Origin of the sequence: Hasllibacter sp. MH4015, assembly GCF_020177575.1 — a bacterium.
In the GTDB taxonomy this organism is placed as follows: domain Bacteria; phylum Pseudomonadota; class Alphaproteobacteria; order Rhodobacterales; family Rhodobacteraceae; genus Gymnodinialimonas.
Genome location: NZ_JAHTBK010000001.1, coordinates 2,293,806 through 2,311,426 on the forward strand (window position 1 = coordinate 2,293,806; position 17,621 = coordinate 2,311,426).

General features: G+C 57.4%; 18 protein-coding genes and 2 pseudogenes. 11 read left to right on the forward strand and 9 right to left on the reverse strand.

Translation table 11 applies throughout. The annotated features are described in order from the left end of the window. Window positions 1-4 precede the first annotated feature (4 nt). From KUW62_RS11790 to KUW62_RS11800, 3 genes are all read right to left on the reverse strand, one after another. On the reverse strand, window positions 5-1,003 hold the full coding sequence (locus tag KUW62_RS11790; RefSeq protein ID WP_224815670.1) for a tyrosine-type recombinase/integrase: 999 nt from the start codon (window positions 1,001-1,003) through the stop codon (window positions 5-7). Between the two features lie 71 nt (window positions 1,004-1,074). After that, window positions 1,075-1,284, reverse strand: a complete 210-nt coding sequence (locus KUW62_RS11795; protein WP_224815671.1) for a hypothetical protein — start codon at window positions 1,282-1,284, stop codon at window positions 1,075-1,077. Further along, window positions 1,281-1,517: a hypothetical protein gene (locus KUW62_RS11800; protein WP_224815672.1), complete on the reverse strand. Its 237-nt coding sequence runs from the start codon at window positions 1,515-1,517 to the stop codon at window positions 1,281-1,283. The genes KUW62_RS11795 and KUW62_RS11800 overlap by 4 nt, the downstream gene beginning before the upstream one ends. A gap of 174 nt (window positions 1,518-1,691) precedes the next feature. Between KUW62_RS11800 and KUW62_RS11805 the strand changes: the two genes are divergently transcribed. The 10 genes and pseudogenes from KUW62_RS11805 to KUW62_RS11845 all read left to right on the forward strand — a co-directional run bounded on the left by KUW62_RS11805 (window position 1,692) and on the right by KUW62_RS11845 (window position 10,984). Continuing rightward, entirely contained in the window at window positions 1,692-2,126 is a 435-nt protein-coding gene (locus KUW62_RS11805) for a helix-turn-helix domain-containing protein (protein WP_224815673.1), read from the forward strand. Between the two features lie 239 nt (window positions 2,127-2,365). Continuing rightward, window positions 2,366-2,704 (forward strand): hypothetical protein, encoded by a 339-nt coding sequence (locus tag KUW62_RS11810; RefSeq protein WP_224815674.1) that lies wholly within the window; start codon window positions 2,366-2,368, stop codon window positions 2,702-2,704. Beyond that, entirely contained in the window at window positions 2,705-5,698 is a 2,994-nt protein-coding gene (locus tag KUW62_RS11815) for a DNA methyltransferase (RefSeq protein ID WP_224815675.1), read from the forward strand. A gap of 55 nt (window positions 5,699-5,753) precedes the next feature. Beyond that, entirely contained in the window at window positions 5,754-6,155 is a 402-nt protein-coding gene (locus KUW62_RS11820; RefSeq protein ID WP_224815676.1) for an RNA-binding protein, read from the forward strand. An 8-nt stretch (window positions 6,156-6,163) separates the two neighbouring features. Continuing rightward, window positions 6,164-7,042: a hypothetical protein gene (locus tag KUW62_RS11825; RefSeq protein WP_224815677.1), complete on the forward strand. Its 879-nt coding sequence runs from the start codon at window positions 6,164-6,166 to the stop codon at window positions 7,040-7,042. Between the two features lie 62 nt (window positions 7,043-7,104). Beyond that, a pseudogene (locus KUW62_RS11830) lies at window positions 7,105-7,638 on the forward strand (winged helix-turn-helix domain-containing protein); the annotation flags it as partial. A gap of 29 nt (window positions 7,639-7,667) precedes the next feature. After that, window positions 7,668-7,880: a restriction endonuclease gene (locus KUW62_RS19105; RefSeq protein ID WP_370632884.1), complete on the forward strand. Its 213-nt coding sequence runs from the start codon at window positions 7,668-7,670 to the stop codon at window positions 7,878-7,880. Window positions 7,881-8,063: 183 nt separating this feature from the next. Beyond that, a complete protein-coding gene (locus KUW62_RS11835; protein ID WP_224815678.1) occupies window positions 8,064-10,271 on the forward strand; it encodes a P-loop NTPase fold protein in 2,208 nt (735 codons plus the stop codon). Window positions 10,272-10,399: 128 nt separating this feature from the next. Continuing rightward, the gene (locus tag KUW62_RS11840; RefSeq protein WP_224815679.1) at window positions 10,400-10,681 is read left to right on the forward strand and encodes a type II toxin-antitoxin system RelE/ParE family toxin; all 282 of its coding nucleotides are present in this window, start codon (window positions 10,400-10,402) and stop codon (window positions 10,679-10,681) included. 12 nt (window positions 10,682-10,693) lie between these two features. Then, entirely contained in the window at window positions 10,694-10,984 is a 291-nt protein-coding gene (locus KUW62_RS11845) for a HigA family addiction module antitoxin (protein WP_224815680.1), read from the forward strand. Between the two features lie 42 nt (window positions 10,985-11,026). Here KUW62_RS11845 and KUW62_RS11850 read toward each other — a convergent pair whose 3' ends face one another. From KUW62_RS11850 to KUW62_RS11870, 5 genes and pseudogenes are all read right to left on the reverse strand, one after another. Further along, complete coding sequence (locus KUW62_RS11850; protein ID WP_224815681.1) at window positions 11,027-11,860, reverse strand: hypothetical protein; 834 nt, start codon at window positions 11,858-11,860, stop codon at window positions 11,027-11,029. Between the two features lie 596 nt (window positions 11,861-12,456). Continuing rightward, window positions 12,457-14,010 carry a relaxase/mobilization nuclease domain-containing protein gene (locus KUW62_RS11855; protein WP_224815682.1) on the reverse strand — a complete coding sequence of 518 codons (1,554 nt, stop codon included), beginning with the start codon at window positions 14,008-14,010 and terminating at the stop codon, window positions 12,457-12,459. Continuing rightward, window positions 14,004-14,339: a plasmid mobilization relaxosome protein MobC gene (mobC, locus tag KUW62_RS11860; RefSeq protein ID WP_224815683.1), complete on the reverse strand. Its 336-nt coding sequence runs from the start codon at window positions 14,337-14,339 to the stop codon at window positions 14,004-14,006. Before mobC ends, KUW62_RS11855 begins: the two co-directional genes overlap by 7 nt. Window positions 14,340-14,473: 134 nt before the next feature. Further along, complete coding sequence (locus KUW62_RS11865) at window positions 14,474-14,920, reverse strand: hypothetical protein (protein WP_224817103.1); 447 nt, start codon at window positions 14,918-14,920, stop codon at window positions 14,474-14,476. Between the two features lie 267 nt (window positions 14,921-15,187). Continuing rightward, window positions 15,188-15,355, reverse strand: a pseudogene (locus KUW62_RS11870) (helix-turn-helix domain-containing protein); the annotation flags it as partial. A 257-nt stretch (window positions 15,356-15,612) separates the two neighbouring features. On the opposite strand from KUW62_RS11870, the gene KUW62_RS11875 reads away from it, so the two are divergent. Then, window positions 15,613-16,851, forward strand: a complete 1,239-nt coding sequence (locus tag KUW62_RS11875) for a glycosyltransferase family 2 protein (RefSeq protein WP_224815684.1) — start codon at window positions 15,613-15,615, stop codon at window positions 16,849-16,851. On the opposite strand, the gene KUW62_RS11880 is transcribed toward KUW62_RS11875, so the two are convergent. Then, on the reverse strand, window positions 16,846-17,616 hold the full coding sequence (locus KUW62_RS11880; protein WP_224815685.1) for a cephalosporin hydroxylase family protein: 771 nt from the start codon (window positions 17,614-17,616) through the stop codon (window positions 16,846-16,848). The genes KUW62_RS11875 and KUW62_RS11880 overlap by 6 nt on opposite strands. Between the last annotated feature and the right edge of the window lie 5 nt (window positions 17,617-17,621).

Below are 17,621 nucleotides of genomic sequence, written 5' to 3' on the forward strand. Positions count from 1 at the left end.
CTGCTCATTGGGGTATCACCTCGGGTATCAGTTTCTCGTTCTGTGCCGGTTCTGTTTTTTGCGATTTTCGTTTGGCGGCGGCTTGACGTGCCCGCATGACCTGGCGCGCTTCACCGGCATATTTGATAATCATCTTCTTGGATGTATGGCCGCTGTAGCTGGCAATCTCGTCGTCAGTGCACCCCGCCCAGGCCAGTTCCATGACGCCTCGATAGCGCAACGCGTGCTGATCAAAAGCCATTAGTCCCAGACGCTTACGCTCTTTGACCATGACACGCGCCATCGTGTGATAGCTCATCGCCGAACCATCTGACCGTGTGAGAATGTGCCTTGACGGGTGTGGGGAGAAGCCGAGATCGCTCTTCGCGCGATCCAGCGCAGTTTTTAGCGCCTTGGTGCAAGGCAACTGAAGCGCTTTGCCCGTCTTGTTCTGGCGCAGCTTTAGCGTGTCGCCGTCATAGTCGCCCCATTGGAAGTCCACCCAATCTCCGGGGCGCTGGACGCTGCCTACTCCGATCTCAAAGATCAGGAGCGGTAAAGGTTGACCCTCCTCTCGCATTTTCTTGACCGCCTCATCTGTCCAAGGCAGGTGCGGTTTCTGTCGATCTTTTGGAACTTTGAGTTGCTCGATGTCCGTCGCCGGGTTGTCTTTGCGCCAGCGTTTCCGGATCGCCAGCTTCGACAACATGCTAATCGCGGTCGGGATGTAGTTTGCAAACCGAACCCGGTGGCGGTTCTTGTCCATCGCATCATAGATGTCCGCCTGTGTGAGGCGTGCGACATCCGCCTTGCCAATCTTTCCGACAAGATACTCGAAAACCTCTTCAAGGTCGGCCCGGTAACGCGGGGAATAGTTAGCCCACTTGTCAGTCTGCATCATTTCATCGATGAGCGACGCCCATGAGGTCTTTGAAACGGAAGACTTCCCACTGACAATCTCCCAATACTGGTGGTCGAACGCTGCCGTTCCAACTTCCGCCGTGATGCGCCCTAGATAGATCATCTTGCCATTGATGCATTTGCGGACGTACCACCGCCCTGAAGGGTGCTGCCACAGATACCGCTTTTGGTGCCCTACCACTGGATTCGATCCCACATTTCCGCTCCCTCACCCTTCAATAGCCTCTTCAGGGTTTCGGTATCCCAACGCACGACACCGGGCGCAATCTCGCGACCCGGCGGCAAATGACCGTCATCGACAAGCTTGAGGAACTGCGGCGTCCTCAGATCGAGGAGACGCGCAGCCGTGGTTTCGCTCGCCATCATCGGCGCGGGCGAGCTCATTGCCTTGCCGCTTTCGGCTCAGGTTGTCCGCTCGCACTTGGCGAAGCGGCAGCACGTACCGTGAATTGCGCTAGGTATTTCTCCCAAGCCCCCTGAGGAATCTTTGGATTGCGTCGGCCAGGTGCCGTGTAAACGTGATCCAGCATGTCCTCGCGGATAAGGTAGCGAACGTTAGTCACGGGAATACCGACGCGCTCAGCAAGTTCTTTCGGTGTTTCAAGGAGTTTGGTCATGCGTCACCTATGTCTGCTGCGACCACAAATCAAAGCGAAAGATTCCCTTTTGCTTTCAGAATGAAACAAAAGTACGCTCAACATGTCAGAAACGAGCGCATCGCCACGATTCATGGTCATAACATATATATGTGACCACATTCGTGGTCAATGCAACAAGAATCAAGGTTGCGCATGGCAGACCAAGGCATGGGACACCGCTTATCGGCAGTAAGACGCCAAAAGAAACTGTCTCAAGAAGAGATGGCCGAACGTTTGCAGGTCAGTCGTAGCGCTTACCAGTATTATGAACGCGGCGAGCGCGACCTGCCCGGATCGCTACTTTTGAAGATATTTCAAGAGTTCGAGGCCGATCCGCTTTGGGTGCTGGAAGGCGACAATGAGCCAGGGCTGACCCGGCGCGAACGTGAAATGGCGCAAGCATATCGCAAGGTTGGTATGGCTGTGGAGCATCGGATCAGCGAACGTGGCCTATCGGTACCAGATGAGAAGAAGTGGGACGCAATTGATTTTCTCTTCGCTGAATTCCTCAATCAGGACCCATTGAACACGGACGAAAATGCGCCCGACACGCAAAGAGTAGACCGCGTCCTGGGGCTAGTCGCGTGATGTTCGAGAGTCAGCTGCCGCCAAACGTCCACGTGCTGAAACCGCGCACGATGTCGCTCTCTGATCGGCTTGATCGATTTCTTGAGAGACACGCTCTCACACCGAGCGAAACACCGATCCGGCGCGATCCAACACGACCCAAAGCACCTGGGATCAACGCGATCAGGTGCGCCGCTTGTGAACAGGCGGAGTACCTGACGAGGGATTATTGCCGCTGCGGACACTACCTTCGAGGACAATTGGAGGACGAGTTTCTGGCCTGGGAAACCCAGGTCGTGGAGGAACACGAACGAAAAGCGAAGACCGTGGCGCTTAGTGTGAGAAAGCTCCGCTACCTTAACCTGCTCGGCTTGCCATTCGTTGTCCTTCCGCTTCTATTTCTGGCCTTTTTTTCAGAAAGTCCTTCCTTCACGCCGATGGTCTGGATGGCAGTCGGAATTGCAGTGATGGGCGTCTGCGCAGGACTGGAACAGCGCCTGCAGAAACCCCTTCAAGCCAGCCAGCGCTTTCTCGACACCTACACCCTTGAAACCTTTTTAGAACAACGCGTTTTGCCCCGAAATGTGATTGACCAGTAAATGACATCCGAAGAGCAGATCGGCGAATTCATCGCCCGTTGGAAGCCGTCTGGCGGTAGTGAACACGCCAATTACCAGCTGTTTGTGATCGAACTGACTGAGCTGCTTGGCCTCGAACGCCCATTCCCGGCAACGGATGATGACGCCAACGATCACTACAGGTTCGAACGGCCCGTCACCTTCGCGCATACTCACAAACGCAGCACTGGCTTTGTCGATGTTTATCGCGCGGGTCACTTCATTCTGGAAACCAAACAGGGTGTGAACCAGAAGAAGAACCGCCAAGGAGACCTGACCAAGGGCACCGCTGAACGCAGGCAGAAGCGCACCGGGCATGGCGTTCGCGGCACCGCCGCTTGGGATGACACAATGCTCAAGGCACGCAACCAAGCGGACAATTACGCCCGTGCGGTCGCCAAGGACGACGGCTGGCCGCCATTCCTGATGGTCGTCGATGTTGGCCACGTGATCGAGCTTTACGCCGACTTCTCGAAGCAAGGCCAAGGCTACAACCAATTCCCGGACGGCAATCGCTACCGCATCGCGCTTGATGAGCTTCACGACGAAGACACCCGAGATCTGTTGCGCACGATCTGGACCGCCCCCTACAGCCTAGACCCATCGCTCAAGGCTGCCGAAGTCACTCGCGACATCGCCGTCCATCTGGCCGAATTGGGCAAGAGTTTCGAGGGCCAGGGCCATGACAGCCAGACAGTAGCCAGCTTCCTAATGCGCTGCCTTTTCTCGATGTTTGCCGAGGATGTGGACCTGATCCCGCGTGGAAGCTTCACGGAACTCCTGCGGAAAGTGCGCGGGCATCCGGAACACGCCGAACCCGCGCTCAAGGGGTTGTGGGAGACGATGAACACCGGCGGTTTCTCCCAAGTCCTCATGCAGGACCTCAAACGCTTCAACGGTGGACTGTTCAAAGAGGCCGACGCGCTCCCCCTCAATGACCTGCAACTCGGCCTGCTGATCGAAGCCGCCGAAGCCGACTGGAAACAGGTCGAACCAGCGATTTTCGGCACGCTCCTCGAACGCGCGCTCGACAAACGCCAGCGCCACAAGCTCGGCGCACACTACACGCCGCGCGCCTATGTGCAGCGGCTGGTCACGCCCACGATCATCGAACCCCTGCGCGAGGATTGGCGCGACGTGCAGACCGCCGTCCAGCGCCTAACCGAGGACGGCAAAACCGAAGACGCGCTCAAGCTGGTACGCGCCTTCCATGCCAAGCTTTGCGAAACCACCGTGCTCGACCCCGCCTGCGGCTCGGGCAACTTCCTCTATGTAGCACTTGAGATGATGAAGCGGCTGGAGGGTGAGGTGACATCGCTCATGCACGATTTGGGCGACACGCGGCCCCTGATCACCGTGGACCCACACCAGTTTCTGGGGATCGAGCTAAACCCCTGGGCCGCAAACGTGGCCGAACTGGTGCTGTGGATCGGCTACCTGCAATGGCACTTCCGCACCTATGGCAACGCCGCCCCGTCCGAGCCTGTGCTGCGCGACTTCAAGAACATCCGCCAAGGCGATGCCGTGCTAGAATGGGCGGATCGGACGGAGCGGATGGATGAAGATGGCACGCCGGTCACCCGCTGGGACGGCGTGACCACAATGCGCCATCCCGTGACGGGGGAGGAGGTGCCGGACCCGGACGCGCGCGTGCAGGTCTACGACTATTCCAATCCCAAGGCGACGGTCTGGCCGCGGGCGGATTTCATCGTTGGCAACCCGCCGTTCATCGGGGCCGCGCGCCTGCGCGACAATCTCGGCGACGGCTATGTCGAGGCGCTGTGGAAGGCCTATCCCAAGATGCCGCAAAGCGCCGATCTGGTCATGTTCTGGTGGGAAAAAGCGGCGCTGGCCGCGCGGGCATACAATGCCAAGACCGGCAAAGGCACCCGGCGCTTTGGTCTGATCACCACAAACTCCCTGCGCCAGACCTTCAACCGCCGGGTGCTGGAGCCGCATCTGAACGATCCGAAAAAGCCGCTCTCGCTGCTCTTTGCGATCCCGGATCACCCTTGGGTCGATACGCTTTATGGGGCTGCTGTGCGGATTGCGATGACGGTGGGCGCGGCCGGAAACCGGGCTGGGCGACTGCTGAATTTGGCGACCGAAAGCAAAGAAAAGAGTGAGGCGGATGGGAAGCAGGTGACATTCGATCACGAAATCGGAAAAGTCTTCGCAAACTTGCAGATCGGGGCGGATGTGGCCGGGGCAAAACCGCTGCTCTCAAACGACAGCCTCGCACACATGGGCGTCAAGCTTCATGGAATGGGTTTCGTCGTCAGCAAAGAGGAAGCCAAGAACTTAGGTCTCGGGACGGATCAGCGACTTGGCCGCCACATAAGACCGTTTTTCAATGGGCGGGACCTGGCTCAAGTTCCTCGTGGGATGATGGCGATCGACCTCTTTGGGCTTACTGAAGAACAAGCCAAGGAAGACTTCCCATCAGTTTTTCAGCATGTCTATGACAATGTGAAGCCCGAGCGGGATCAAAACAATCGTGCAACTTACCGAAATAACTGGTGGATTTTCGGCGAGCCGCGAAGCGAGTTGCGACCTGCTATTGAACCGCTCGCGCGCATGATAGCGACAACTCGGACGGCAAAGCATCGTCTCTTTCAGTTTGTCGATAGCTCTTCCATAGCCGAGAGCAAACTCGTGGTAGTGGCGCTCGAGGAGGCTCATTCTTTGGCAATCCTAAGTAGCCGAATTCACGAGGTCTTTTCCCTTGCCGCTGGTGGGTGGCTAGGCTTTGGGAATGACCCGACCTACAACCATTCAGATTGCTTCAATAAGTTCCCCTTCCCCGACCTCACCGACGACCAACGCGCCCGCCTTCGCGCCTTGGGCGAAGACCTCGACGCGCACCGCAAGCGCCAGCAGGCCGCACACCCCAAGCTGACCCTGACACAGATGTACAACGTCCTCGAAAAGCTCCGCGCGGGCGAGACCATCGAGGGCAAGGACCGCGAGATTTAACGATCAGGGCCTGATCGGCATCCTCAAGGACCTGCACGACCAGATCGACGCCGCCGTGGCCGAGGCCTATGGCTGGCCCGAGGACCTGAGCGATGAACACATCCTCTTCCGCCTCGTCGCCCTCAACAAGGAACGTGCCAAGGAGGAGGCGCGCGGCCATATCCGTTGGCTCCGCCCTGACTACCAGAACCCGGAAGGCCGCGTGGCTGCGAAAGGCAAGACCGAGGACATGGACCTGGGCGTCACGGCCAAAGTCGAAAAAGCCCCTTGGCCCAAAACCCTCCCCGACCAGATCGCCGCTGTCCGCGAGGCCCTCACCGAAATGGGCGAAGCCACCCCCGACCAAATCGCCCGCCGCTTCATGCGCGCGCGTACCACAAGCGTGCAGCCGCTCTTGGAGAGCCTGGCCGCGTTGGGGCAAGCGGAGCTTGTTGGAGAAGACCGCTATGCGGCGTGAGGTCGGAAGTGAAAGCTGAGTTCAGCGAGTTTACGTATGGGTTCTCTTTGGTCAACGAGCTGGCCAAGGCCATGTCTCTGTCCGCAGTTCCAATCTTTCCGAGCCTGCTCGAAGAAGGGAAAAAGGGTGGCGGATACGACGCAAAGCTCAAGGGCAAATCGGGCATCATCCTAAACCTGCAGTTCAAACTGTCAGATTGGATGAAAGCATCAAATGCCCGCGAGATCGGCATTCCCGGTCATACCATGACGCTGCCGTACTACCGCTTTGAGATCACCAGTAAGCGCGTCTCGGAACAACAGTCCCTCCTTCTTGCTCTGGAGGCCATCGAGCCGTTCACCTTCTATGCCGCACCGGCTTTCCATACCAATGATGAAATCAACACACATTGGCTTTCAAGCGCTGTCGCCAAGAACTCCGTATATCTAAGGCCCAGCACAGTCGGCGTTCTCCCCGATTTGGATCCTCATCGGGTTTGCTTTGACAAGACGCTGAAATCAGAAGGGAAAGCCTACTTCTTTTCTGAGCCACAAGAAATCGCAATCGATGAATTCGCGGGCTTCGCCGATCACGTTGCGCAGGCAGTGACGGCCTCTACTACCCCGCTCATGGATCGTGTCGATAGCACCCTAGGCCGCTACCGAGAAGCGCTGGCCGATGCCCGACAGCGGGAAAACGAGCGAGCTGCTTTTGTGGATGATGCCATAAGACAACGATCTGACCGAATCCTAGTCGAGGAAGCGCAAGATCGATTGGACCGTCGCCTGGTTCGATTGGACCAAATTCTGGCATCAGATGGCGATCCCGACGCCAGCCAGCGTCTTTGGCAGATGGCGCAAGTTTCAACCAGCCTCTTTGGCGTTCAAACCTTTGCATTGTTTAAGTGATATCCAGCATGACAAGACGATTTGAAATCGACGCAGAAACCCTTCCAGACCTTCCCGGAATGATGTTGGTCACGGTCGAGGCGCTAAAAGACCTCGGCGGGTCCGCGACGATCCAAGAACTCGATGAGAAGGTGATCGAGTTGGAAGGCGTGACCGAAGCCGAACAGGCTTTCACCATGCCCCGCGATGAGAACCGGACGCGGGTGAATTACTACCTCGCCTGGGCGCGGACGTACCTGAAGCGCGGTGATGCGCTGAACAACTCCAAGCGCGGTGTTTGGGCGCTGACCGAGACGGGCTCCGCGATCTCCGACTTGAACGCGACCCAAGCGATCTATGACCTAGTGACGCAGGAAGAGCGCCAGCGCGCGCGCCTGAAGCGCTTGGCTGCAAAGAAGGCTGACGCGGACAAAGGCGAAGAGATCGAGGTGATGGCCGATGACGGCCCTGCGGACGAGGAAGATTGGAAATCGGCTCTTCTGGCGGTTCTGGGCAAGATGACCCCGGACGGGTTCGAACGGCTGGCACAGCGGCTTCTGCGCGAAGCGGGCTTCACGAAAGTCGAAGTGCGCGGCAAGTCGGGTGATGGCGGTATCGATGGTGTGGGGTTCTGCGCGTCAACCTCGTGTCGTTCCAGGTCTACTTTCAATGCAAGCGTTGGAAGGGAAGCGTCGGTTCAAAAGAAATCCGTGACTTCCGAGGGGCCTTGCAGGGCCGCGCAGACAAAGGGCTGTTCATCACCACGGGCATTTTACCAGCCAAGCTTCGGACGAAGCCACGCGCGACGGCGCGATTGCGATTGACCTCATCGACGGTGACCGGCTCTGTGAACTCTTGAAGGAAAACCGGCTGGGCGTGGCTACTGAAATGATCGAACAGGTAAGTATTCATTCTGATTGGTTCGATGGCATTTAACGTTGGCTCTCGCGGAGCGCATCTTGGATCGCGTTTGGAGTTCGCGGGTTCGAATTGCACAGCAAGAACTTGGGCGCAGTAAGAAATTAGAAACCGCGGAGTGCACATGACTATTGAATTGGACTCAGATCGCGCGCTTGAAGAAGAAACTGATGATCGGTTTGGATTTGTGGGCATGGCCAAGCGCCTTGCACCCTCAATCATTGAGGCCTCGAAAGGTGACGGTATGGTCGTGGGGCTGGAAGGTCGGTGGGGGTCAGGAAAAACCTCGCTCCTGAACTTCCTGCGCGACGAGCTGACTGCTGCGGAATCTCAACACATCCACACGATTACTGTTGCCCCTTGGCTAAATGGTGATTCAGCTACATTGGTGATGTCGTTGCTGGGGCCGATTGCGGATGTGCTTGAACAGCGTGAATCGGAACTAGCTGAAACCCAAGGTCTCCTAGGAGAATTCAACCGGAAGAAGGCAAGTGAGGTCGGGGGTTTGATCAGCCTATACGGGCAAAAGACGGCAAGGACATTGGTACCGCTCGCCAGTCTCGCTGGTTACTTTGTGCCCGGAGCTCAAGCTGCCGCCGGGGCGCTAAAAGCCGGTGGTGATGCACTCGGACAGTTTTCAAACCGGGAAGCCACGCCCTCCGAACTGAAGCGGGCAATTGCTGAAAAGATCGAAGCACTAGAAGTTGGATTTGTAGTTATTCTGGACGATCTTGACCGGCTTGAACCCGAGCAGGCCGTCGAAGTTGTTCGGCTTGTGCGCTCTGTTGCCGACTTCCCCAGAGTTGCATATCTTATGTGTTATGATCGCGAAGTCTTGGCGCAAGCCCTAAAAACGGGACTCAAGGTTCAGGATGGTGATTTGTTCCTGCAGAAAATCGTCCAGCTTACCTTCGCCATTCCTCTTCCAGAACCTTTTGATCTCCGAACACAGTTCCGGAACGAAGCGGAAGCCATTTTTGCGGAAGTTACCGGTGCAGCTCCGGACGGCGAACTGCTGGAGGGTTTGGCTTCAGCAGTAGACCGCGAGGGGATGGGGTTGAGCACACCGAGAGAAGTGAAGCTCGCGCTCAACGGCATACGGTTTGTCTATCCCTCCGTAGCAGATGATGTCTATTTCCCAGATTTTTGCCGCCTTCACCTGATCAAGACCACGAACTTCAACCTCTATAAGTGGCTGGAGGAGTATCTGTCGGTCCGTTCCATATTAGTGACGGGTGACGGTTCGATCACAAATGACTCTAAGGCGACAATGGGTACAACCCTTAAGGAGCTTCTGCCATCCGAGGAGATCGGTGCGTCACGCTCGATATGGGCACTAAGGCAATTCGTTCCGGGTGTTCGAACAAATGAAGACCCCTCAAAGCGGGTATTTTCCGAGGTTTCGCTCAGGGAGGCAGGCGACGCGATTGAGCTAAAGCGTCTCGGAAGTCCCCTACACTACCGCTATTACTTTGCCCTGACAGGGCCCAAGACGGTGATGTCCGACCAGGATTTCAACGAGCTCCTTGAGTTTGCGAGATCAGATTTACCCTCTTTGAAGGCGCGCCTCGAACATTACGCTAGAAGCCTTCGCCAATCTGGTAGGACGTGGTTTGAGCATATTCTGGACCGTCTTGATGACGGCCTCGTGTCCAAGTTGGACAAAGAAACGACCGCTGGGATTTTGCTGGCAATGTCCGATACTATGGACTCTGTCATCGCGACCGATAACAAACCGCGCGCATTTGCCTTTTCCGTCAGCAGCACTGCTGTGCGTGTAGCCGAACGTTGCTTGGTTCAGTTGAGAGCCGCCGACCTGGATACCTTTGAAAGGGTCTCAAAAGAGTTGGCTGAAAAGGGCACCTCATTGAACTGGCTTGTTGGCAACTTCCTCAGAGACCAAATGTGGAACCACGGGAGGGTCGGAGATCGGCCAAGCCAGCCAGGACAATGGGTGTTTTCGGATGAGTTCCTTGATGAGCTGCTGAACATCATGCGAGGGCGTCTTTCGTCAAATCAGGTACACGATCAAATCGCTGAAATGCCCGACGTTTCATCATTTCTTTTTGGGTGGCGGGACATATCCGGGGAGGCCGACGCAAGAGAGTGGGTGACCGCAAACAGCGCAACCGATCATGGTTTTCTTACTATCCTAAACCACCTTCGCAGTTGGGCCATGAGCGACTCGGTCTACTACCCCCTACACAGATCATCCATCTCCGCATTCTTCGACCTCGACGAAGCCGTTGAACGACTTGCTTCACTCCACGGAAGTGAACATGATGAGTTGGTTCAAGAGTTGGAGGAAGCAATCGAACAGGCTCGCCATTGAACGAGTACGTTAGTCGTGGCCTATTTTGCCGTTAGGCCATCGCTTGGAGGCGATCAGTACTCAATTATACCCGGGCACATGACGTATCACTTATTGACACATGTATCAATTGATGATACACAATCCGCATGATCCAAAACACCAAGGGCAAACTCGCTGCCAACGCCGTGAAGGGCAAGTACGGCAAAGGCTTCCCGAGTGACTTGGTGAAGCGAACGCGAGCTATGCTTTCGGCGCTGGATGCTGCGGTTGTCGTCGAGGATTTGCGGTTCCCGCCCGGCAACCACCTGGAAGAACTGAAAGGGGATCGGGCTGGGCAACACTCCGTGCGGATCAACGGGCAATGGCGCATCTGCTTTGTCTGGACACCGAACGGCCCCGCCGATGTTGAGATTGTGGACTACCATTGAGAGGATATGCTGATGAGCTTGCTTAAAGACCCAATGCACCCCGGTGAAGTCCTGAAGGAGCTTTACCTCGATCCCCTGGAGATGGGCGCCATTGCGTTTGCCCGGCGTCTGGGCGTGCCTCGGACGCGGATCGAGCGTTTGATAAAGGGCACGACCGGGATCACGCCTGACACGGCACTGCGCCTTGCCCGTGTGTTCAACACGACCCCGGCCTACTGGTTGAATTTGCAGACGAACTATGACATGGCTCGAGCAACGCTGGAGATTGACGTTTCCAATATCGAGCCCTTGGTCGCTGCATAATTAGATAGGCAACATACTAAGCTCGTTCGCCTTCAAAGAACGCTAAAGCCAAGTGTTACTATTTGTAGGAACTGAGTTGTTCAACCTTTGCTCTACAGCCGCATGCATCATCGCGGTATTCCGCAAAAAACCGTCTTGGTCAGAATGGACAGCGGACGAATACTTGTCGGTCACTCCATTCAAGAAATGGCCCAAGACGCTCCCTGCTGCCGCGCCATAAAGATTACCCAGAATACCACCGATTCCAGCGCCAACAATAGACCCTCCCACCCCTAAAACTAGTTTTGTAGTGTTATGAATTCGGGACTTCGCGATCAATTTCTCTTGCTGTTCAAGGCTTGATTGTACTTGGCGAACAGCTCCATCCAGCCTGCTGAGGAACTTTTTTTGCTGCAAGCCATCGTCAAGGAAGTTTGCTTCCACTAATTGTCCGGCAAAAGAGCCAATCTCTTTCCTCAAGGGGGAGTACATTTCGCGAATTTCAAGATAATCCCCTATCCGAAGACTACCAACGTTTTTTGGTATGAGCGTTGGGACCGCAAAGGAAAGAAAAATTGAGTTTCTTTCTTGCCGTCTCTGATCGGACTTATAGACATGGTCCAAGTAGCTTGAACCAGAAAACGTCAATGAAAACAGATCATTCTCAAAGCTCACATCTCGAGCCAATCGCGATACTATGAAATCTACGATTTCTTCGACCATCAGAACAGGTTGCACCTCGATAGGTTGATCATATTCTGGGTGCCAAGCGTACTTTGCGGGCAGAGCAACGCGATTTTCAGTAAGCTCTTCTAAGAGCTCTTCTGACACTTTTTGAGCAGAAATGTACCTCCACCTGTTTGTTTTTCTTGTCGACAGCTTGTTGAGCAATTCCATTTGCTGTGGGGTGTCCCTTAAGACACGTGATCCCCAGTAACCGGTCTCAAACTCGAGGTTGCGAAGGGACCTCATACGCTTGGTTCTTTGGCTGTGCTTTCGAACTAGACGCTCAAAAGCCTGGTCCTCGATTGTCGGTGACCCCCGACCATTTTGGTACCTATGGCTCCATCGTGCTATATGCGGCTCAGGTGCAATAAAATTCACCAACGGATCTTGTTGGTTACGGCCCGATACTTCCAATATTTCTGATACATGTTCCCGTTGACGAACATGCCACTGATCTTCCTCCGGCACCATAAGTCTGACGTCATCATAGAACAGAAGCATCCCGCGTAAATTTTCGACGCTAGGAGTGAAATGCGGGTAATACAAAGCCGAAGAGAAAGGCATTTTCGTCTCTCATTTGATTTCAACTACAGCATGTAACCACTTGCCTTTGATTTTGTCACTCGAAGCGTACCGCCAAAGCTCAACTTGTAAGGCAGCTGCATTGACTAGTTTCGGTCAATCGTGAGTTCAATTGCTGCGGACTTACTGGCGCGGGTTCAAAGATAATTTTCGTTACGAAAGACCGGCTCTCAAATCTGGGCAATCTAATGCCGCAACCCCCTTTCCGCATGCGCCTCCTGGCTGTCTAGCTGTCCCTCGATCTCTCGGCGGCGGCTTTCGCTAAGGTCAAGCTCTGCTGCAAGCTCTCGTTCAGCGTCTTGTAGCTCGCCTCGTCGTTCAGCAATCCGCTCAAGGCCTTCATGGATCCGGCCTGCGAACGAATGAGCAAGGTCACGCAGTCTTTCAAGCCAGCCAGTTCGGTCTCGATCCTGCCGGTCGAGCGTCTCTCCAAGGCGGTCAAATCCTTCGCGGAGGCCTCTGAGGCCGTCACCAACCGCTCGACGCAGGCGAGCAAGTCGCGTTCCAAGGCTGTCAATTGGGTCATCTAATCCTCCTCGATCCGAATGCAGGTGACGTGTCTCCCGCCCATTGTGCAGGTCCTGAGCCGCGTCTTCGATGGGTCCAGGATCAGCCATGTCCCCTCGGGCCGCTCGATCCGTGTCAGGCCCAGTTCCGTCAGTTCCGAGCGCGTCAAATGCACCGTCCAGAAAAAGCTCGCGGCCATCATCGAGGCAATCCACGTCAGCACCATCGCCGCGATCAGCCAGGGTGAGATCGTCAGCCAGAGGCGGATCGACCTCAGCCGCGTCTCGAACAAGCTCGCCGTCTCGGTCTGAAACCGGCGCGTATCGCTCGCGATGGTATGCTGCGCGGCGCCCACAATGTTCTTCAAATCGATCCTGAAGCATTTCAGCTGGGATGAGATCGAGGCGACGTGTTCGGCCCGGATCGTATCGAGCTCCGCGTTCAGCTTCTCGCTCAGCCGGGTCGGCTTGCCAGTCTTCATGAAAAATCTCTCCTTTCAGCCGCCAGCGCTCGCCGGTTTCCGGGTCGCGGGCGGTGATGTAGGCCTTGCCAATGCGCGGCAGGTCGAAGCCTGCGTCAGTGAGGGCATCGATGATGGTGGCGCGGTCGGTGATCATCCCGAGGTCGATCTGGTCCTTTATCCAGGCGTGCAGCTTGTCCCGGCCTTGGGCGCGGGTCGGGGCCTCAATGGTGTCGCGAACGTCCTGTGCGCGCTCCACATCCATCGGGTCAGCCCAGCCGTGACGCTGGTTCATCACATCCCGCAGGCTGTCATAGGCGTCCTGGTAGCCCGGCGGCGCGATGTTGAGGCTCTTACCCGTCGTCAGCTCTAGGCGCGGCGTGCAGAAATGCAGCTCGACCCGGCCTTCGTGGCGATGGCGGACCCAGAGCACCTCATATTGCTCAGGGTCCAGCCCCGCGTAGGCCAACCGCTCGAACTGGTCTATGACCTCGGCCTGCTGATCCTCGGTCGGGTCGTCGCTGTCCGCAAAGCTGATCACGCCCGCGCGGTAGGTCCATTGGTTGCGGCTGGCGTCGATCAGGACCTCGGTGCGGTCGGGGTTGCCACGTAGAACCTCGGGCACCGGCTCGCGGGTGACAATCACCGGCTGGCCGTGGGCATCGCGGATCAGATCGCGATTGTCGTCATAGGCCAGCACGCGCTCGGCCACGAGATAGCCGACCGGCCCCGCACCTGCGCCTTTGCCATTGGGGAAGAACTTGATCAGCACCGCCGCGCCTCATCAAGGAGCGCGGCAAGCTGGCGTTCGATCACCACGATACGACGGGCGACGGTCAGGGTATCGAGGTCTGTGCGCCCGGCCTTCATGGCGTGGTTCAGCCAACGCGCGATCTGGTTGAGGTTGCCGCCGATGCGCCCGACGGCCAGCACAAGCGCCGGATCGACGCGTGGGACGGGCTTGCGGCGACGGGCCTCAGTCAGGCCAAGCGCCTCGCGCAGGAGGGTCGAGGCAGGCAGGCCAGCGGCGTCGGCCTTGGCGCGTAGCTGGGCCTTCTCGGACGCGGTGCAGCGGAAGACGAAGGTCTCGGTGAGCGGCACTTTGGCGGGGGCTATGCCCGCGCCGGTGGGGTTCGAAGGGGAGGCGTGCCGCCCATCGCAAGGTCCCGTGTCATCGGCGCAGCCGTATGACATGGGTCACCTTGCTGTTTGCACTTCGGTGGGATCGGTGGTGCTCATGATCTGTGGCCTGCCGCCTGGATTTGCGCCTGTGTTACCAGCTCAGCGGCCAAGAGCGCATCGACCTGGCCGGGTGTGATGTGACGGCACAGCGGATGGCGATCCGTGACCCAATTCGCCAGGCCAGCCAGCATCTCGGCTTTCACTGCCTTCGTCTGTTCGCGGTTCGTGGCGATGTACTCGACGTGAGTACGCCACCGCGCAGAATTGAACCAATTGTCTGAGAAGCAGACCTTGGACCGGGTGAAGCCCGCACTCTCCGTGGCGTATGCCTTGACGGCTTCGGTCAGGTCTTTGGCGCTGACGCCTTCGTCCAGCGCCGCTCTGATGCGCCTCAGGCAGTCGGCCTTCCCGCGCAAACGGTCGGGCGGATAGGAGGCCAAAATCCTCTCAGCCTCTTCATCCACCGCCACCACGCTATCGCGCGTAGGAGGTTCTTTCATAGGTTCAATGGTAAGGTTCCTGTCCCGGTTTGAGACTACCCCAGTCTCACCTCCGGGACTTTTCCCCCTCTTTTTTGAGACATTTCCCCCCGTCTCAATTTGAGACGCAACCCCATTTGGACCGCGGCCTCTTCCCTCAGGGCGGGCGCTAGGGCCAAGGGTTATATCGAGGTGCAACTCATACTGGTTGGCCCCTCGCCCACCATCACCATCACCGCGAGCATGGCGCGTGACAAGCCCGCATTCCTCCAAGGTCGCCATGCGACGAAACAGAGTTGCACGGCCCATCTCGCATTCATCCGCCAATCGCTGTGCGCTTGGGTTGCACTGGCCGGTTTCTTTGTTGTGAAAATCCGCCAGTTGGATCAGCACAATCTTGGCGGCGGGCTTCAAGCCTTTGACATTCGCGGCCCAGATCAAGGCCATGCCGCTCATGATCTTGGTCCGGCGAAAACAGCAGTATCAGGTTCATACCTTGTTCGGCATATGTCCTGATACCAATTTGGGGCTAAGCGCCTGTTTTCATGTAAAAGGAGACTGGATTGCAAATCCGTGTACACCGGTTCGATTCCGGTACTCGCCTCCATCCCATCCCCCGAACTGCGAGCCGACCTTTGTGCCCGCCGCCACCTTTCGGTCGCGCGGAAAGGGTGTAAAAGGGCGCAAATGTCTCTAGCCGGATGTGCCAAGCCGTGAAAGTCAGCATCATCATCCCCTCGCGGGAACGGGCCTATTACCTGAACGCCGCGATCCAGTCCGTGCTGGATATCGACGATGACGGTATCGAGCTGATCGTGGCCGACAATGCCTCCACCGATAACACGAAAGAGGTGGTGGAGGCTTTCGACGATCCGCGCCTGGTCTATCTGCCGTCGGAAAGGCGCGTGTCGATGCGGGAGAATTTCAACCGCTCCATCCTCGCCAGTTCCGGTGATTACATCATCACGTTCGGCGATGACGACGCGATCGTACCGGGGCAGTTTCCGGCCCTGCGCAAGATCCTGGAGACGCACGAGCCCGACGGCGTGAACTGGTTCAAATCCGGGTATTTCTGGCCCGTGGACGGCTATATGCCCAAACGCGCGGGCTCAATCCGGCTTTATCGCAGCCGGACGTTCAACCGGCCGGTGCCGTATGATCCGGCGGCACAGCTTCCCGCGCTTCTGGCGTGTGAGACCCACAACCTCTTCCCCGCGCCCAACATCTACCACGGCTGCATCTCGCGCGCCTATCTGGAGCGGGTGAAGCCCGGCCCCGACCTCTATTTCGACGGCACGATCCCGGACGTGAACTTCCAGTATCGCGCAATCTTCAACGGTGGGAATTTCCTTGAGGTGCTCCACCCGTTCACGATCAACGGCGCCTCGCCCAAAAGCAACGGACACGCGCAGCTGAACATCCACGGGGCTAAGGGCGCCGAACAGATTGCGCGCATGTTCACCGAAGAAAACCGCGCCGATCCCTACGACGACATCATCGACCATTGCGAGACGATTGACCTGGTGATCTTCGCAACCCTCGAAACCCTGCGCCAGCGCAGCGGGTTCATGGACCATCGCCCCGATTACCAGCGCTGGTATCACTATGCCATGAAGGGCCGCGAACGCCGCCCCGACAAGGCCCCGGAGATCGAGGCGACCCTGCGCGCCCATGCGGAGGCCACTGGCAGCCTTGCGGAATTCGAGGCGCAGGCCGAGGCGGAAATGCCCAAGCGCACCGCGCGGCAGCGGATCAAGAAGGGCCTGGGCGAGATCGGGAATTTCAAGCTGTCATGCGAGCTGAATGGCGAAAACACCATCCTGAATGGCGTGCGCATCGTGGATCACATGCTGGGCGACGCCATGGTCGATGTGACGGACGGCAAGCTCAGCGCCTCGGCCGCCTGGCGCGCGGCCAGATCGCGCGCCAAGGCCTTTGACGGGAGCCTATGACACCCGCTTGAGATAGCCGTCATGGGCGACGGTGATCTGTAGCTTGTCGGCGATATCCTTCTGGATCTCGAATTCCGGGTGCGATTCCAGGTAATCCCAGACCGCCGTCTTCGGATTGTCGCCCTTGCCCCAGGGCCGGTCGGGATAGGCATCGTCATCCATATCCTCGATCAGCGTGTCGAAGACCACGCAATAGCTGCCGACGGAGGTCAGGGGGGCATAGGCCTCCAACTCGGCGCGGACATGGTCGTGGGTGTGGTTGCTGTCGAGGCAGACCAGAACGCGCTCATATCCGGCGGCGGCCTCGTGCACCTGCGCGATGATGTCATCGGCGATGGAGGAGCCTTCGATCATCTGGATACGCGACGCCATGGGATGCGCCTCGATCGCCGTGCGGTTGTGGGCGCGGACGTCGATATCGACCCCCAGAACCTTGCGGTTGGACGCGCGCGGATCAAGCGTCGTACCCGCTTCAATCGCATCGCACATGTCCAGAAGCGCCAGCATGGAGGCGCTGAAGATCAGCGATCCGCCATGGGCGATGCCCATCTCCACGATCAGGTCGGGCTTCACCTCCCAGATCAGCTCCTGCATGGCCATGACGTCCTGAGGGTATTGGATGATCGGGCGGTCCATCCAATGGTAATTGTAGGAATATTCGGCCACGGCGGAGGCGCGCAGGAAGGCAAGGCCCGGCTCGGTCAGGGCTGCGTTCTTCCGCATCTGCGCGACGCGGTTGGGGATGTCGTCTTTGAATTGGCTCATCTGGT

Excerpts from the sequence above, each read along its gene's own strand:
- KUW62_RS11790 (WP_224815670.1), bottom strand. The coding sequence starts at position 1,003 with ATGATCTATCTAGGGCGCATCACGGCGGAAGTTGGAACGGCAGCGTTC.
- KUW62_RS11795 (WP_224815671.1), bottom strand. The coding sequence starts at position 1,284 with ATGAGCTCGCCCGCGCCGATGATGGCGAGCGAAACCACGGCTGCGCGT.
- KUW62_RS11800 (WP_224815672.1), bottom strand. The coding sequence starts at position 1,517 with ATGACCAAACTCCTTGAAACACCGAAAGAACTTGCTGAGCGCGTCGGT.
- KUW62_RS11805 (WP_224815673.1), top strand. The coding sequence starts at position 1,692 with ATGGCAGACCAAGGCATGGGACACCGCTTATCGGCAGTAAGACGCCAA.
- KUW62_RS11815 (WP_224815675.1), top strand. The coding sequence starts at position 2,705 with ATGACATCCGAAGAGCAGATCGGCGAATTCATCGCCCGTTGGAAGCCG.
- KUW62_RS11835 (WP_224815678.1), top strand. The coding sequence starts at position 8,064 with ATGACTATTGAATTGGACTCAGATCGCGCGCTTGAAGAAGAAACTGAT.
- KUW62_RS11840 (WP_224815679.1), top strand. The coding sequence starts at position 10,400 with ATGATCCAAAACACCAAGGGCAAACTCGCTGCCAACGCCGTGAAGGGC.
- KUW62_RS11845 (WP_224815680.1), top strand. The coding sequence starts at position 10,694 with ATGAGCTTGCTTAAAGACCCAATGCACCCCGGTGAAGTCCTGAAGGAG.
- KUW62_RS11850 (WP_224815681.1), bottom strand. The coding sequence starts at position 11,860 with ATGGAATTGCTCAACAAGCTGTCGACAAGAAAAACAAACAGGTGGAGG.
- KUW62_RS11865 (WP_224817103.1), bottom strand. The coding sequence starts at position 14,920 with ATGAAAGAACCTCCTACGCGCGATAGCGTGGTGGCGGTGGATGAAGAG.
- KUW62_RS11880 (WP_224815685.1), bottom strand. The coding sequence starts at position 17,616 with ATGAGCCAATTCAAAGACGACATCCCCAACCGCGTCGCGCAGATGCGG.